We start from the raw sequence: 15165 nt of genomic DNA on the forward strand, positions 1-15165 counted from the left end.
TTATTCAGCTTCTACGAAGCTTTCTTCCGCCTGAGAAGCCAGGTCCTGAGAGCGACCTTCACGAACGGTAGCAGCAACAGCGCCCAGGTACAGGCTAACTGCGCGGATTGCATCGTCGTTACCCGGGATAACGAAGTCTACGCCGTCCGGATCAGAGTTGGTATCAACGATAGCAAATACCGGGATACCCAGGTTGTTTGCTTCTTTGATAGCGATGTGCTCGTGGTCAGCGTCGATAACGAACAGTGCGTCCGGCAGGCCGCCCATGTCTTTGATACCGCCCAGGCTGTTTTCCAGCTTGTCCAGCTCACGAGTGCGCATCAGCGCTTCTTTCTTGGTCAGCTTCTCGAAAGTACCGTCCTGGGACTGAGTTTCCAGGTCTTTCAGACGTTTGATGGACTGACGAACGGTTTTCCAGTTAGTCAGCATACCGCCCAGCCAGCGATGGTTCACAAAGAACTGGTCGCAGCTGTTAGCAGCTTCTTTTACCGCTTCGCTTGCAGCGCGCTTAGTACCAACGAACAGGATCTTGCCTTTACGGGCAGAGATTTTGTTCAGCTCAGCCAGAGCTTCGTTGAACATCGGTACAGTTTTCTCAAGGTTGATGATGTGAACTTTGTTACGCGCGCCGAAGATGAAAGGCTTCATTTTCGGGTTCCAGTAACGGGTCTGGTGACCGAAGTGAACACCAGCCTTGAGCATGTCGCGCATGGAAACAGTTGCCATGTTTAAAACCTCTATAGATTAAATTGGGGTTATGCCTCCACGTATCCCATATTACCGACCCCAAAGGGCACCCCGGAATATGTGCCGATACGTGTGTGTTATTTACACAATATGAGTATGTCGCTTACGTCCATCCTTGTGTATCTGAGATGGAACGGAAGTCCGGCGCGCTTTATACCACAAAACCTGGCCAGACACCAACTCTTGTTGACGTCGCGTGCTGTTAATGATTCTCAATTTGGCACCAGCGTACCCGGACTGTTACCATTGACAGGACTTAATCTATTATTGTCGAAAAAATCGACACTGCTGGACATATTCCATGGCTATCTCTATCAAGACATCTGAAGACATCGAAAAAATGCGCGTTGCCGGCCGCCTGGCCGCCGAAGTGCTGGAAATGATCGAACCCTACGTTAAACCGGGCGTCAGCACCGGCGAACTGGATCGCATCTGCAACGACTACATTGTTAATGAACAGAAAGCGGTCTCCGCCTGCCTCGGCTATCACGGCTTCCCGAAATCGGTCTGTATCTCTATTAATGAAGTGGTGTGCCACGGCATCCCGGATGACGGCAAACTGCTGAAAGACGGCGACATCGTCAATATCGACGTGACCGTGATTAAAGATGAATTCCACGGCGATACCTCAAAAATGTTCATCGTCGGCAAACCGACTATCCTCGGCGAGCGCCTGTGCCGCATCACCCAGGAAAGCCTCTATCTGGCGCTGAAGATGGTCAAGCCGGGGATTAACCTGCGTGCGATCGGCGCGGCGATCCAGAAATTCGTCGAAGCGGAAGGTTTCTCCGTGGTACGTGAATACTGTGGCCACGGTATCGGCCGCGGCTTCCACGAGGAACCACAGGTACTGCACTATGATTCGCCGGAAACCGACGTGGTGCTCAAGCCGGGTATGACCTTCACTATCGAACCGATGGTCAACGCCGGTAAGAAAGAGATCCGCAGCATGAAGGACGGCTGGACGGTGAAAACCAAAGACCGTAGCTTGTCTGCGCAGTATGAGCATACTATTGTGGTAACTGATAACGGCTGCGAAATTCTGACGCTACGCAAGGATGACACCATCCCGGCGATAATCTCGCACGAAGCATAATGAAAAGCCGGCGCCCGCCGGCTTTTTTATTAGATAGTTTTTTCTTATGGTGACGCGATGAGCAACTCTTTACCTGACACAGCCTCCCCTCTTCTGCCCATCCCGCCGGAACATCCCGTGAGCTGGCCGCAGGGCGATCTGAACTGTGCCGCCATCAAGACGCATCTCGATACCTTCCAACACTGGCTGGGCGAGGCTTTCGATCGCGGTATCGCCGCGGAACGGCTGATAGCAGCACGCACCGAGTTTATCGACCAGTTGCTGCAGCGGCTGTGGGTCGACTACGGTTTTGGCGCGCAGAGCGATATGGCGCTGGTAGCCGTCGGCGGCTATGGGCGCGGCGAGCTGCACCCGCTCTCCGACGTCGACCTGCTGATTCTGAGCCGTAAAAAGCTGCCGGACGAGCAGGCGCAAAAGGTCGGCGAACTGCTGACGCTATTGTGGGACGTCAAGCTGGAGGTGGGCCATAGCGTGCGCACCCTCGAAGAGTGTCTGCTAGAAGGGCTTTCGGATCTCACCGTCGCCACCAACTTAATCGAATCCCGCCTGCTGATCGGCGACGTCGCGCTGTTCCTTGAACTGCAAAAACATATTTTTAGCGACGGCTTCTGGCCGTCGGAGAAGTTCTTCGCCGCCAAGGTTGAAGAGCAGAATGTCCGCCACCAGCGCTACCACGGCACCAGTTACAACCTGGAGCCGGACGTCAAAAGCAGCCCCGGCGGCCTGCGCGATATACATACCCTGCAGTGGGTGGCTCGCCGCCACTTCGGCGCAACCTCGCTTGATGAAATGGTCGGTTTCGGCTTCCTCACCGAAGCCGAGCGCAACGAGCTTAACGAGTGCCTGCACCAGCTCTGGCGCATCCGTTTTGCCCTGCATCTTGAAGTGAATCGCTACGATAACCGCCTGCTTTTCGATCGTCAGCTGAATGTCGCCCATCGCCTCGGCTATGAAGGCGAAGGCAATCAGCCGATCGAACATATGATGAAGGATTTCTTCCGCGTTACCCGTCGGGTAAGCGAACTCAACAATATGCTGCTGCAGCTGTTTGATGAGGCGATCCTCGCTCTCACCGAGAATGAAAAGCCGCGGCCTATTGATGATGATTTCCAACTGCGCGGTACTCTGATAGACCTGCGCGACGACACCCTGTTTATTCGCGAGCCGCAGGCGATTCTGCGGATGTTCTTTATCATGGTGCGTAACAGCAGCATCACCGGTATTTACTCCACCACCCTGCGCCACCTGCGCCACGCGCGCCGCCACCTGACGCAGCCGCTGTGCTATATCCCGGAGGCACGAACCCTCTTCCTCAGCATGCTCCGTCATCAGGGCGCGGTGAGTCGTGGTCTGCTGCCGATGCATCGCCACAGCGTACTGTGGGCCTATATGCCGCAGTGGTCGCATATTGTCGGTCAGATGCAGTTCGACCTGTTTCACGCCTATACCGTCGACGAACACACCATACGGGTCTTGTTAAAACTGGAAAGCTTCGCGAAAGAAGAGACCCGCAGCCGCCATCCGCTGTGCGTTGAGCTGTGGCCGCGGCTGGCCCATCCTGAACTTATCCTCATCGCCGCCTTGTTTCACGATATCGCTAAAGGCCGCGGCGGCGACCATTCGATTCTCGGCGCCGAAGACGTGCTGAAATTCGCCGAGCTCCACGGGCTCAATTCGCGTGAGACGCAGCTGGTCGCCTGGCTGGTACGCCAGCATCTATTGATGTCGGTAACCGCCCAGCGCCGCGACATTCAGGACCCGGAGGTCATTAAGCAGTTCGCCGAAGAGGTACAGACGGAAAATCGCCTGCGCTATCTGGTATGCCTGACCGTCGCCGATATCTGCGCCACCAACGAAACGCTGTGGAATAGCTGGAAGCAAAGCCTGCTACGCGAGCTCTATTTCGCCACCGAAAAACAGCTGCGTCGCGGTATGCAGAGCACGCCGGATATGCGCGAACGCGTACGCCACCATCAGCTGCAGGCGCTGGCGCTGTTGCGCATGGACAATATCAATGAAGAGGCGCTGCATCAGATCTGGAACCGCTGCCGGGCGAACTACTTTGTGCGGCATACGCCGAATCAGCTCGCCTGGCACGCCCGCAACCTGCTGAAGCACGATCTCAGTAAGCCGATGATCCTGCTGAGTTCGCGGGCCACCCGCGGCGGTACCGAGATCTTCATCTGGAGCCCCGACCGCCCTTACCTGTTCGCCGCCGTCTGCGGCGAACTGGACCGCCGCAACCTCAGCGTTCATGATGCGCAGATATTTACTACCCGCGACGGCATGGCGATGGATACCTTTATCGTCCTTGAACCCGACGGCAGCCCGCTTTCCGCCGATCGCCACGAGGCTATTCGCCACGGTCTGGAGCAGACGATAACGCAGCGCAGCTGGGAGCCGCCGGCCCCGCGTCGTCAGGCGGCGAAACTGCGTCACTTTTCTGTCGCTACTGAGGTGAATTTCCTGCCGACCCACACCGACCGGAAATCATTTCTTGAGCTCATTGCGCTCGATCAGCCGGGGCTGCTCGCCCGCGTCGGTCAGGTGTTCGCCGACCTCGGAATATCGCTTCACGGAGCGCGAATTACGACAATTGGTGAGCGAGTAGAAGATTTATTTATAATCGCCACCGCCGACCGGCGTGCCCTTAATAATGAGCTGCAACAAGAAGTGCAACAACGGTTGACAGAGGCCCTCAATCCAAACGATAAAGGGTAACGTATTTTTTTTAAGTGAATGGAAAGAAACAATGCAGCAGTTACAGAACGTTATTGAGTCCGCCTTTGAGCGTCGCGCCGACATCACGCCGGCAAATGTGGATACCGTCACCCGCGAAGCGGTGAACCAGGTTATTGCCCTGCTGGATTCCGGCGCGCTGCGCGTCGCTGAGAAGATCGATGGTCAATGGGTGACGCATCAATGGCTGAAGAAAGCGGTACTGCTCTCTTTCCGTATTAACGATAACCAGGTTATCGATGGTGCGGAAAGCCGCTACTTCGATAAAGTTCCGATGAAATTCGCCGACTACGACGAAGCGCGCTTCCAGAAAGAAGGCTTCCGCGTAGTGCCGCCGGCGGCCGTTCGCCAGGGCGCGTTCATCGCGCGCAATACCGTGCTGATGCCGTCCTACGTCAACATCGGCGCTTACGTTGATGAAGGCACCATGGTTGATACCTGGGCCACCGTCGGTTCTTGCGCGCAGATCGGTAAAAACGTTCACCTGTCCGGCGGCGTCGGCATCGGCGGCGTTCTCGAACCGCTGCAGGCTAACCCGACCATCATCGAAGATAACTGCTTCATCGGCGCGCGCTCTGAAATCGTTGAAGGCGTTATCGTTGAAGAAGGCGCGGTGATCTCCATGGGCGTGTACATCGGCCAGAGCACCAAAATTTACGATCGCGAAACCGGCGAAGTCCATTACGGCCGCGTGCCGGCGGGCTCGGTTGTCGTTTCCGGCAACCTGCCGTCGAAAGATGGCAAATACAGCCTGTACTGTGCGGTGATCGTGAAAAAGGTTGATGCGAAGACCCGCGGTAAGGTCGGCATCAACGAACTGCTGCGTACCATCGACTAAGCAGAACAAAAAGCGGGAGATATCCCGCTTTTTTTATATCTGACGCTGGCGAAGATGGATTTTTTCGTTAATTATTCAATGGTTATGATGATATCAAAGGTACCGTTATGTACGATAATCTGAAAAGTCTTGGCATTACCAATCCTGATGAAATCGATCGCTATAGCCTGCGCCAGGAAGCTAACAACGACATCCTGAAGATCTATTTCCAGAAAGATAAGGGCGAGTTCTTCGCCAAAAGCGTGAAGTTTAAATACCCACGCCAGCGTAAAACCGTGGTCGCCGACGGCGTCGGTCAGGGTTACAAAGAAGTGCAGGAGATAAGCCCAAACCTGCGCTATGTGATCGACGAGCTGGACCAGCTCTGCCAGCGCGACCGTACCGAAATCGACCTCAAGCGTAAGATCCTTGACGATTTACGCCATCTGGAAAGCGTCGTCACCAATAAGATCAGCGAAATTGAAGCCGATCTGGAAAAACTGACGCGTAAATAACCCAGACTGCTACGGGCCAGCTACTGGCCCTCTTCCCCTGCCCCAACCTCTATTTCCTCAGCCATAGATCATCTTCGCCATCAGCAAACCTCAGTTATCCCTCACTGATATCATTTCACATCACAACCCTATCCATATGAATTACTTACTATTTTATTTCGTTTATGTTCAGTTTCCGCGAAAAAGGAGATAGCTCTATGACACAGGAAATTGAACAAAAATGTTATACCCTGCAATCCGCAACCTGGCTGGATAACGCAGGCTTTGAAAAAGGACGAAAACACGATCGTCAGGCGCTTGGCTTTATTCTGCCCGCCAACACGGTGCTGAAAATTCGGCAAACGGACCTCAGTAACGGCATCTCGACCCTGCGCCTGATGTGTGATGATAGCGCTCTGGAGAAAACCAGCGCTCTGACCACCTCCTGGACAACGATTAGCACCACCGTCGATTCTGTGCCGTTTGTCGATACGTTGTTTACCGACAGCCCCTGCGAGTTCTCCGTGATTTACCAACAACCTGCGGCGACGAAACCGCTCCCCTGCTGGAAATCAGGACAGTCTGAAGAAACGTTTTTCCTCGACTGGGAGAATAATAAATCGTCGTTCGCACTGGTGGATCTGGATGTTATCAACCTGCTGCTGCCTTATGCCGACCACGACAATGCGATGAAAGCGGGATTAGCGTCGTTACACCGTTTTTATAACCACCTTTTCACCTGCTATAACGATTGGGCCGGATTAAGCGATAATTCAGATTCGCAATGGAATCAGAATGTTGCAAACCGTTATTTTCTACGGCCGGATAAACATGGCGTCGGATCAGCTTATTACAATAGCACCTGGTGCGCGCAAACTGCCGCCACGGTTGGCGAAGGCTGGCTGGATAACGTTGCCACGCAGTGGGTTATCCTGCATGAAATTGGCCACGGTTATCAGGGTAAATTTATGCAGGACTCCACCCTGTCCGTCAGCGAAGTGTGGAACAATATCTACGCCTCTTTCTATCAGCAGCTCACGCTAAGCCAGGATAATCATCTGTATACCGATGGCTGGTTATACAACTATGGCAAGCTGGCCGCCCAGGAAGCACAGCTGGTAAACTACATTACCGAGCAGACGCCGGTCACCAGCTGGGGTTTACGTCCTCGCCTGCAATTCCTGATGCTGATGTTATTGAAAGCTGGTGTCGCATCCTTCCGCGTCTTTAACCAGAATTATCGCCAACTCGCCAATAGCGAGGGCTTCCAGCCGACCGATCATCAGCTTGCCGATATGCTGGCAACCGCTATTGCTACCTCTGCGGGATATGACGTCACGCCGTTTATCGAGCTCTGCGGCTTAACGCTGAAACATGCCACCCGGGAAAATATCGTCTCGCTGACGACAAAACCACTCTATCCACTGTATCGTTTTCTGCCACAAAGCGAATGGGATAGCGCGCGCCAGCAGTTAGGGCTGGATTCCTTCTTCTGGCTGGTGGATAACAGCGAACTGGCGAAATTGAACAAAACGGGTAACCTGACCCTGACGTTGAATATCGACCAGCTGCAACAAATTTACGGACAAACGCTGACTATTCAGGATAATTGCGGTACGCATTATTCACTGATTGTTGATGGTGACACTTTTGTCCTGAATAACATGCCAATGGGTGTATACCAGCTCGTACTGCCTAAAGGTCGTTCGCAAAAATATCGCCCGGATATCAACTATATCACCGTAAAAGAAGGCGCCAATGCGGTTGCCGTTAACTACGCTCGGCAAAACGATACCAGCGAACGTAACGTGACGATCACCTTTTTAGGGCTGAATGATGCGCCTTTCGCGCGCCTTGATATCGACTACGAAAATCAGCAGCTTATTCTTAATGTCACCAGCGCCACGCCGCACACCTACTACCCAGGCGCGTTGTATGCCGCAGTAAACGTACTTTCCGCCAGTGGGGAAAAAGTATTTGAACGCAAAATGACCGGCACCAATTGCGCTACCGGAAAAGTGGTCATTCCATTCAGCCCCCACTATCACCTATACATCACTCACGTGGAGCCTGGCCGGCTGAAAGCCTCTCTCGGATATTTAACGTTAGTCGCTCGCGAGAAATACCAGCTGATACGCATTGATGATAATGGCGTGTATAACTTTATCCTCAATAATAATCCGGCGGCTGATTTACAGGCTATTTTCGAGCATAACGCTCAGGCGATCCGTAACCAGCCCTCGCTGCTCGCGCAGGAAGAGTGCGTCTGTAAAAACGACCTCTGGCTGATGCTCCCCCATATTGAAGAAGCCCAACGCAGCAGCTTGCTGAAAACCTATGCCGATGTCCTGCCTCAGGATAATAGCGATCCGGGGGAGTTGACGGGCAAGAGCGTAACCCTCAATCTCCGCGGTCAGGGCAATAACGAGTTTTGCCAGATCGTTATTGATAATCAACAACGTGCGATGACGGTCGCCACGCGCGCCGGCACGCCGCACTCGTATTACACCTCCCATACCTACGCCAGCATTATGGTTACCGGCGCGGACGATACGGTTGTTTATCAACGCAGCTACGCCGGCGCCACCAGCAATCTGGCAAACAGTGAAACTATCGCCCTCGCAGAGGGAATGATCATCGATATCTTCCATGATGAACCATTCCGCTCCAGCGCCACGAATGGCACGAGCCAAAACGCCGTTCCCCTTAAGCAGCACAACCGCTGGCGCGTGGTGAAAACGGGCCTCGAAGCCTTTGCGCTCGCGCCTGATGAACCGGATGAGGAAGCCGCTGATACAGAAGAGGACACTCAGGAGGCCACCGCACTGTATGGCGATAGCTTCAGTTGGCAACTGCTTGGCGATGGTGATGTTCGCTTTGCCACGATGGAGATGGATATTGGCAGCGGCGCGTTGACCTTTACCGCGAGTCCAGTGGTGCCGAACAAGCACTTCACGACCACTTACGCCACGGTCAATGTCTACAATACGCGTGGTTCGGTGGTGTATCGCCAGTCGATTAAAGGATCGTCGCAGCTTGGCGACTATATTGATACCGCTATCCTGGATGAGGGCTATACCATTGAAGTCTTCCATGCCGAAGCGGGGAATCGCTCCGTCATTATTAATCCGCTCAATGGCAATAGCTGGCACCAGCCCAATACTGTTACCTGGCAAGTGACCGCTCGCGGACTACAGCGCCTGTAGCCCGCCATTTCCTCTCCCGCCGCCTGCGGCGGGAGTTTTAGCGTTGCTCATCCAGCTGCAGCGCAATGTACAGCAACAAGCGGTCGTCAAAACTACCGAGGTCTAACCCGGTCAGTTCCGAAATCCGATTGAGCCGATACTCCAGCGTATTACGATGAATAAACAACGCCTTTGAGGTCGCCAGCGGCTGCACGTTATGGCGAAACCACGCCTGCAGAGTACGCCGTAGCAGACCATTGTTATCCATCGCCTTTAGCCGCGTCAGCGGGCGCGCCAGCTCGTTAGCCTGCCAGCCGCCCCGTAGACTATCCAGCAGCACAGGCAGCATCAGATCCTGATAAAAATAGCAGCGGCTCTCCGGCATCCGCTGCTTACCAACCATCATTGTCGTACGCGCGGTCCGGTAAGAACGCGCAATACTGCCGGGGCCGGTGAAGAAATTGCCTAACGCAACGCGGAACTGCAGTTGGCCATTCTCTTTCATACGGGCAATCAGTTGCTCAACGCGTCTGCAGTGGTCATCGGCATCCCAGCGACCAAAGGCGTTTAACGCCGGTTTCAGCACCACCATTTCGGTCAACGAGACAATCGCCACCAGGTTGTTGCGATCCGGCGTGGTCAGCGCCGTCTGCAGCTGCTGCAGCTCCGCCATCGCGCTATCGACGCCGAGCTGACCGCTATCGACCTCAATCATCGCCACCACCCGCGGTTGATTGAGATCGATACCCAGTCGCTGCGCCCATTCGTTCAGCGCCGGGGTATTCTCTTCCGCCTGAATCAGGTTCATAACCAGTTCTTCACGCAGGCGGCTATCCTGGGCCAGCAAATGCATCAGCCGCGACTGCTCGAGCATCATCTCAGCGGTCATACACACCAGCTCACCGTACTTGCGCAGCGATTCGGGCTCGCCGGTTAACCCGATTACGCCGACGATTTCCCCTTCGAGACGCAGCGGCAGGTTGATCCCCTGGCGCACGCCGTGCAGATGGCGAGCAACCGCATCATCGATATCAACCACCCGTCCCTGCGACAGCACCAGCAGCGCGCCTTCGTGCAATTCACCAATACGCTCACGATCGCCGCTGCCGATAATGCGCCCGCGGGCATCCATTACATTAATATTGGTATCAATGATGCGCATCGTACGCGCCACGATATCCTGCGCCATTTTGGTATCAAGATGCCAGCCAGCCATAAACCCCTCCCCTGAGCAGGGCATCAGCATAAAAGAGTGACGAAGAGGACGCACTGTGCATATGCACAAAGCATGACAAAGAAGTATGGAGTTGTGGCGGGAATCACAGAACCGGCGGGCAGAATAAAAAAGCCCCCTTCCCTTACCGGGAAAGGGGCATTCACGCTAGTATCAGTTACTGCATCAGCAGATAGATAGAAGTATCACCACGCTGAATATTCAGCGCCAGCACGGACGGTTTCGCGTCGAAGATTTTGCGCAGGTCGGCGATATTTTTCACCGGCTGCTGGTTAGCGCCGACAATAATGTCGCCTTTCTTCAGACCAATTTGCGCCGCCGGGGTGCCCGCTTTCACGTTGCTCACCACGACGCCTTTATCCTGGCCTTTATTGCTCATTTCCGCGCCTTCAATACCGTTAAAGATGCTGCTGGAGTCAACCTGGTTCTGGTTGCTCTGCTGTAGTTCAACGGTAACGTTAACCGGCTTGCCGTCGCGCAGCAGTCCCAGCTCGACTTTGCTGCCGATAGGCATCGTACCAACCTGCGCACGCAGCGCCGCAAAGCTACTGATCGCCTTACCGTTGAGGGTAGTAATCACGTCGCCGGCTTTAATACCCGCTTTCGCCGCCGCCGAGCCCGGCATCACCTGGCTTACGAACGCGCCGCGCTGGGCATCGACTTTCATCGCCTTCGCCAGCTCGGAGTTCAGCTCGGTACCCATGATCCCCAGTTCGCCGCGTTTCACCTGGCCGAACTTGACCATCTGCTCGGTCAGGTTTTTCACCATGTTGCTCGGAATAGCAAAACCGATACCGATGTTGCCGCCGTCCGGAGCAAGGATCGCGGTGTTGATACCGATCAACTCACCGTTGAGATTCACCAGCGCGCCGCCGGAGTTACCGCGGTTAATAGCCGCATCGGTCTGGATAAAGTTTTCATAGTTTTCCACGTTCAGGCCGCTGCGGCCCAATGCGGAGACGATACCAGAAGTCACGGTTTCGCCGAGGCCGAACGGGTTACCGATCGCCACGGTATAGTCGCCGACGCGCAGCGCGTCAGAGTCGGCAAGCTTAATCGCCGTCAGGTTTTTCGGATCCTGAATTTGAATCAGCGCGATATCGGAGCGCGGATCTTTACCTACGACTTTCGCGTCAAACTTACGACCATCGCTCAGTTGAACTTTAATCGTGGTGGCATTATCGACCACGTGGTTGTTGGTCACTACGTAGCCTTTGGCCGCATCAATGATGACCCCGGAACCGAGCGCCATAAATTTCTGCTGCTGCGCATTATCGCCAGGCGCGCCCTGGCCGCCGCCCTGACAGAATGGGGAGCTCTGGAATGGCGAACCGTCCTGGCAGAACGGCGAGTTGTCACCGAAGAACTGCTGGAAGTTACGCGGCATCCGCGGCGTGTTAACAGTCGTGCTGCCTTCAACGTTGATGCTCACCACCGACGGCATCACTTTTTCCAGCATCGGCGCCAGGCTCGGCATCTGCTGCGCAGTGGTCGCCGAGGAAGCCGTTTCAGCCGCGCTCGCAGAGAGCGGGGACAACGCCAGACCTAAACTCAGAGCCAGAGCACTCATTGCTAACGTGGTTTTTTTCATAGGTTTCAATCTCAATTTCAAATTTCGGATAACGAAAAAGTTGCTGTGTACGCACTCTCAGAGTCATTTTATAGCGCGAAGTTCCAGAGTTAAGTTTCGGTAAAAGTAAAAATTTATTGTCCGTCTTTACAAAACTCAGACTTATTCCACCGCCATCAGACGACGATATTCATCCCACGCATACAAATCCGTCATTCCGCTGATATAGTCCTGAATCAATCGACAACGGTAATAATACTCCAGCACGGGATATTCTTCGGTATTGCGCGAAAGCTTATTTACCGCCTCCACATAGGCCAACCGATGTCGGGTCGAGAGTTTCTGGAACAACCTCGAGGCAATAGGTAAACTGCGTACCCGCTCTTGTTCCACCAATTGGCTGAACTCCTCCAGCGATAATTTCAGTAGCGGCTCGTAGATATCAAGCAGCCCGCTGATAACGCGGTAACCCTGCAATTCCAGCTGTTCAACATCAGGATGGCTAAACACCTGTTTTATGGCGACGTTTTTATAAAGTTCAAGTAGCTGACTACAATCGCTATCATCCTCTAACAGCGCGTGATTAAAGTCGCCGCTAAAAATGGCCGGTAAGTTTTCGATAAATCGATGCGCCGCATAAGGCACCAGTTTATTCAGCGTATTGACCCGTAAATACATAAAGAACTGATCTTCAGTGCTGCGGCTGAGTGAATTAGCGCGCGATTTCTCCCAGGCATTTTCTACGACTTGAGCGAACAACGATCCTTTTTCATGAGCGCCCCATGCGTCATACAGATGCTGATACAATTGTTCCGCGCTGAATATCCGTTTTTCTACCGCATCTTCGAGGTCAGCAACGCAATATGAGATATCATCGGCAGCTTCCATAATCCACGTTAATGGAAAGCGATTGTAAGGCGCCAGATCCAATTCTTTACGCAGCCGCGCGATATACTCTTCTTCGGCTAAATAATAACCAGGCTTTTTCATTAAATAGCTATGGCTGGCTGGCGTCTCTCCCCGCCACCACGCCGGTCGCGTATATTTCAGAATGCAGCCGACCTGGGTCCAGGTCAGGTTCATACGCATCAGCGTGTGCACCAGACGGATCCCCTGCGCATTGCCTTCAAAGCAGCACAAATCCTGACGCACTTTACGCCGCAGTTCGTTGAGCAACCCTTCGCCATCGTGCAGACGCAGCGCGTCAACCTGGCAGCGATCCTGACTTAACGGCTGGCTGGCGGCATCTTTCGGCGCCAGCCGTTTGCTGAACCAATCGTTAATTGCCGCTTCGCCAAAATGGCCAAATGGCGGATTGCCGATATCGTGCATCAGGCAGGCCATCTCCACGACGCTTTCAAACGGGCCGCTCAGTTCATCCAGTCCGTAGCGTTCCAGCAGCTTTTGCTCCTTTAGACGGCTTAACACCTCTTTGGCGATGTAGCGCCCGACCTGCTGGACTTCGAGCGAATGGGTGAGCCGGGTGCGGACCGCCGCATTGCGCTCAAGTGGAAAGACCTGGGTTTTTTGCTGCAGGCGGCGGATGGCCGGTGAATTGATAATGCGTCCGCGATCGCTTTCAAACACCCGCAGGATCTCGCGTTCCGTCTCTACCCCCTGCGGCGAACGGTAGCGCCGACGCCAGTGAATCTTGTTGCGAAAATCAATATTTGCCATAGCCTCTCCCGCGCGAGCAATACGCTTCCCCTTAAGCGCATGATAGACTATGCAGCTAATCCTGACACATCGCGAGTAAATCTATGAAAATTGGCATTATTGGCGCCATGGAAGAAGAAGTTACCCTTCTGCGCGACAAAATCGAGAACCGCCAGACTATCTCTATCGGCGGTAGCGAAATCTATACCGGCCAACTTCACGGTACCGAGGTTGCTCTGCTGAAATCCGGCATTGGTAAAGTGGCCGCCGCCATGGGCGCCACCCTGTTGCTGGAGCGCTGCAAGCCGGATGTGATTATCAATACCGGTTCCGCCGGCGGGCTGGCGCCGACGCTGAAAGTTGGCGACATCGTGGTCTCTGACGAAGCGCGCTACCACGATGCCGACGTCACCGCGTTTGGCTACGAATACGGCCAACTGCCGGGCTGTCCGGCCGGTTTCAAAGCTGACGACAAACTGATTGCCGCGGCGGAAACCTGCATCAAAGCGCTGAACCTCAACGCCGTTCGCGGCCTGATCGTCAGCGGCGACGCTTTCATCAACGGCTCGGTAGGGCTGGCGAAAATTCGCCATAACTTCCCGCAGGCCGTTGCCGTTGAAATGGAAGCCACCGCCATCGCCCACGTCTGCCATAACTTCAGCATTCCTTTTGTGGTGGTGCGCGCAATCTCTGACGTCGCTGACCAGCAGTCGCATCTCAGCTTCGACGAGTTCCTCGCCGTCGCCGCCAAGCAGTCCACCCTGATGGTGGAAAATCTGGTGCAGAACCTGGCGCGTGGCTAAGTCGTTACAGAAGGCGTTAACCGCCCTGCTGTTGCTCGCCCCGGCGTGGCTTTTCGCCGCGCCGCGGGTGGTGACGCTCTCCCCGGCCAACACTGAATTGGCCTTTGCTGCCGGCATTACGCCGGTCGGCGTCAGCAGTTATTCCGATTACCCTCCCGCCGCGGCTAAAATCGAACAAGTCGCCAGCTGGCAGGGAATGAATCTTGAACGTATCGTCGCCCTGAAACCCGATCTGGTACTGGCGTGGCGCGGCGGCAATGCCGAACGCCAGGTGAATCAGCTCAGCTCGCTGGGAATCAAGGTTATCTGGGTTGAAACCGGTTCGATTGAGCAAATCATCCATGCTTTGCAGATGCTTGCGCCGTGGAGCCCGCAGCCGGAAACAGCCCGGCAGGCTGCGCAGGCGATGCAAGACGATTACGAGGCGCTAAAAGCCCGCTATGCCAACGCGCCAAAAAAACGCGTATTTCTGCAGTTTGGCGCCAACCCGCTGTTCACCAGCAACAGCGCCTCGATCCAGAATCAAGTATTACGCCTGTGCGGCGGAGAGAATATTTTTGCCGCCAGCCGCGTTCCCTGGCCGCAGGTTAGCCGCGAACAGGTGCTGTCACGGCATCCGCAGGCAATCGTCATCACCGGCGATCCGGATAAAATTCCCGCCGTGGACCGCTATTGGCAAAATCAGCTCACAATTTCGCTCATCGCCTTACATAGCGACTGGTTTGAACGCGCGGGCCCACGTATTATCCTTGCCGCAAAACAACTCTGTACTGCGCTTGAGCAGGTAAAATAACCGCCTGGCAGCAGGCTTTTAGCGGGAACTG

Annotated in this window: 11 protein-coding genes; 7 read left to right on the plus strand and 4 right to left on the minus strand. The window is 54.5% G+C overall.

Features of this window, described 5'->3' with window-relative positions; translation table 11 throughout:
- Positions 1 to 726, minus strand: coding sequence for a 30S ribosomal protein S2 (gene rpsB / locus KGA69_RS01730; protein ID WP_004858107.1), 726 nt, complete (start codon positions 724 to 726; stop codon positions 1 to 3).
- Between the two features lie 322 nt (positions 727 to 1048).
- Between rpsB and map the strand changes: the two genes are divergently transcribed.
- The 5 genes from map (at position 1049) to KGA69_RS01755 (ending at position 9099) form a co-directional block, all read left to right on the plus strand.
- The gene (map, locus tag KGA69_RS01735) at positions 1049 to 1843 is read left to right on the plus strand and encodes a type I methionyl aminopeptidase (protein WP_045390135.1); all 795 of its coding nucleotides are present in this window, start codon (positions 1049 to 1051) and stop codon (positions 1841 to 1843) included.
- A 57-nt stretch (positions 1844 to 1900) separates the two neighbouring features.
- Complete coding sequence (gene glnD / locus KGA69_RS01740; protein ID WP_045390133.1) at positions 1901 to 4564, plus strand: bifunctional uridylyltransferase/uridylyl-removing protein GlnD; 2664 nt, start codon at positions 1901 to 1903, stop codon at positions 4562 to 4564.
- A gap of 31 nt (positions 4565 to 4595) precedes the next feature.
- Positions 4596 to 5420: a 2,3,4,5-tetrahydropyridine-2,6-dicarboxylate N-succinyltransferase gene (gene dapD, locus KGA69_RS01745; RefSeq protein ID WP_015368172.1), complete on the plus strand. Its 825-nt coding sequence runs from the start codon at positions 4596 to 4598 to the stop codon at positions 5418 to 5420.
- 107 nt (positions 5421 to 5527) lie between these two features.
- Positions 5528 to 5914 (plus strand): DUF3461 family protein, encoded by a 387-nt coding sequence (locus KGA69_RS01750; protein ID WP_015368173.1) that lies wholly within the window; start codon positions 5528 to 5530, stop codon positions 5912 to 5914.
- Between the two features lie 197 nt (positions 5915 to 6111).
- Positions 6112 to 9099: a putative mucin/carbohydrate-binding domain-containing protein gene (locus tag KGA69_RS01755; RefSeq protein WP_213292760.1), complete on the plus strand. Its 2988-nt coding sequence runs from the start codon at positions 6112 to 6114 to the stop codon at positions 9097 to 9099.
- 37 nt (positions 9100 to 9136) lie between these two features.
- Here the strand turns inward: KGA69_RS01755 and KGA69_RS01760 are convergent, their stop codons facing one another.
- From KGA69_RS01760 to dgt, 3 genes are all read right to left on the minus strand, one after another.
- Positions 9137 to 10294 (minus strand): CdaR family transcriptional regulator, encoded by a 1158-nt coding sequence (locus tag KGA69_RS01760; protein ID WP_045390129.1) that lies wholly within the window; start codon positions 10292 to 10294, stop codon positions 9137 to 9139.
- Positions 10295 to 10469: 175 nt separating this feature from the next.
- Positions 10470 to 11903, minus strand: coding sequence for a serine endoprotease DegP (gene degP, locus KGA69_RS01765; protein WP_045390127.1), 1434 nt, complete (start codon positions 11901 to 11903; stop codon positions 10470 to 10472).
- Between the two features lie 141 nt (positions 11904 to 12044).
- On the minus strand, positions 12045 to 13559 hold the full coding sequence (gene dgt / locus KGA69_RS01770) for a dGTPase (RefSeq protein WP_063447727.1): 1515 nt from the start codon (positions 13557 to 13559) through the stop codon (positions 12045 to 12047).
- Positions 13560 to 13642: 83 nt separating this feature from the next.
- Here dgt and mtnN point away from each other — a divergent pair, with 83 nt between their 5' ends.
- Together mtnN and btuF are read left to right on the plus strand one after the other, a co-directional pair.
- On the plus strand, positions 13643 to 14341 hold the full coding sequence (gene mtnN / locus KGA69_RS01775; protein WP_015704439.1) for a 5'-methylthioadenosine/S-adenosylhomocysteine nucleosidase: 699 nt from the start codon (positions 13643 to 13645) through the stop codon (positions 14339 to 14341).
- Positions 14334 to 15134: a vitamin B12 ABC transporter substrate-binding protein BtuF gene (gene btuF, locus KGA69_RS01780; RefSeq protein ID WP_045390123.1), complete on the plus strand. Its 801-nt coding sequence runs from the start codon at positions 14334 to 14336 to the stop codon at positions 15132 to 15134. Before mtnN ends, btuF begins: the two co-directional genes overlap by 8 nt.
- Positions 15135 to 15165: the final 31 nt, after the last annotated feature.

It is taken from the genome of Klebsiella sp. A52 (assembly GCF_018388785.1).
Lineage (GTDB): Bacteria > Pseudomonadota > Gammaproteobacteria > Enterobacterales > Enterobacteriaceae > Klebsiella > Klebsiella aerogenes.

Coding starts and splice junctions, on each gene's coding strand:
- rpsB (WP_004858107.1), bottom strand. CDS start 726: ATGGCAACTGTTTCCATGCGCGACATGCTCAAGGCTGGTGTTCACTTC.
- map (WP_045390135.1), top strand. CDS start 1,049: ATGGCTATCTCTATCAAGACATCTGAAGACATCGAAAAAATGCGCGTT.
- glnD (WP_045390133.1), top strand. CDS start 1,901: ATGAGCAACTCTTTACCTGACACAGCCTCCCCTCTTCTGCCCATCCCG.
- dapD (WP_015368172.1), top strand. CDS start 4,596: ATGCAGCAGTTACAGAACGTTATTGAGTCCGCCTTTGAGCGTCGCGCC.
- KGA69_RS01750 (WP_015368173.1), top strand. CDS start 5,528: ATGTACGATAATCTGAAAAGTCTTGGCATTACCAATCCTGATGAAATC.
- KGA69_RS01755 (WP_213292760.1), top strand. CDS start 6,112: ATGACACAGGAAATTGAACAAAAATGTTATACCCTGCAATCCGCAACC.
- KGA69_RS01760 (WP_045390129.1), bottom strand. CDS start 10,294: ATGGCTGGCTGGCATCTTGATACCAAAATGGCGCAGGATATCGTGGCG.
- degP (WP_045390127.1), bottom strand. CDS start 11,903: ATGAAAAAAACCACGTTAGCAATGAGTGCTCTGGCTCTGAGTTTAGGT.
- dgt (WP_063447727.1), bottom strand. CDS start 13,559: ATGGCAAATATTGATTTTCGCAACAAGATTCACTGGCGTCGGCGCTAC.
- mtnN (WP_015704439.1), top strand. CDS start 13,643: ATGAAAATTGGCATTATTGGCGCCATGGAAGAAGAAGTTACCCTTCTG.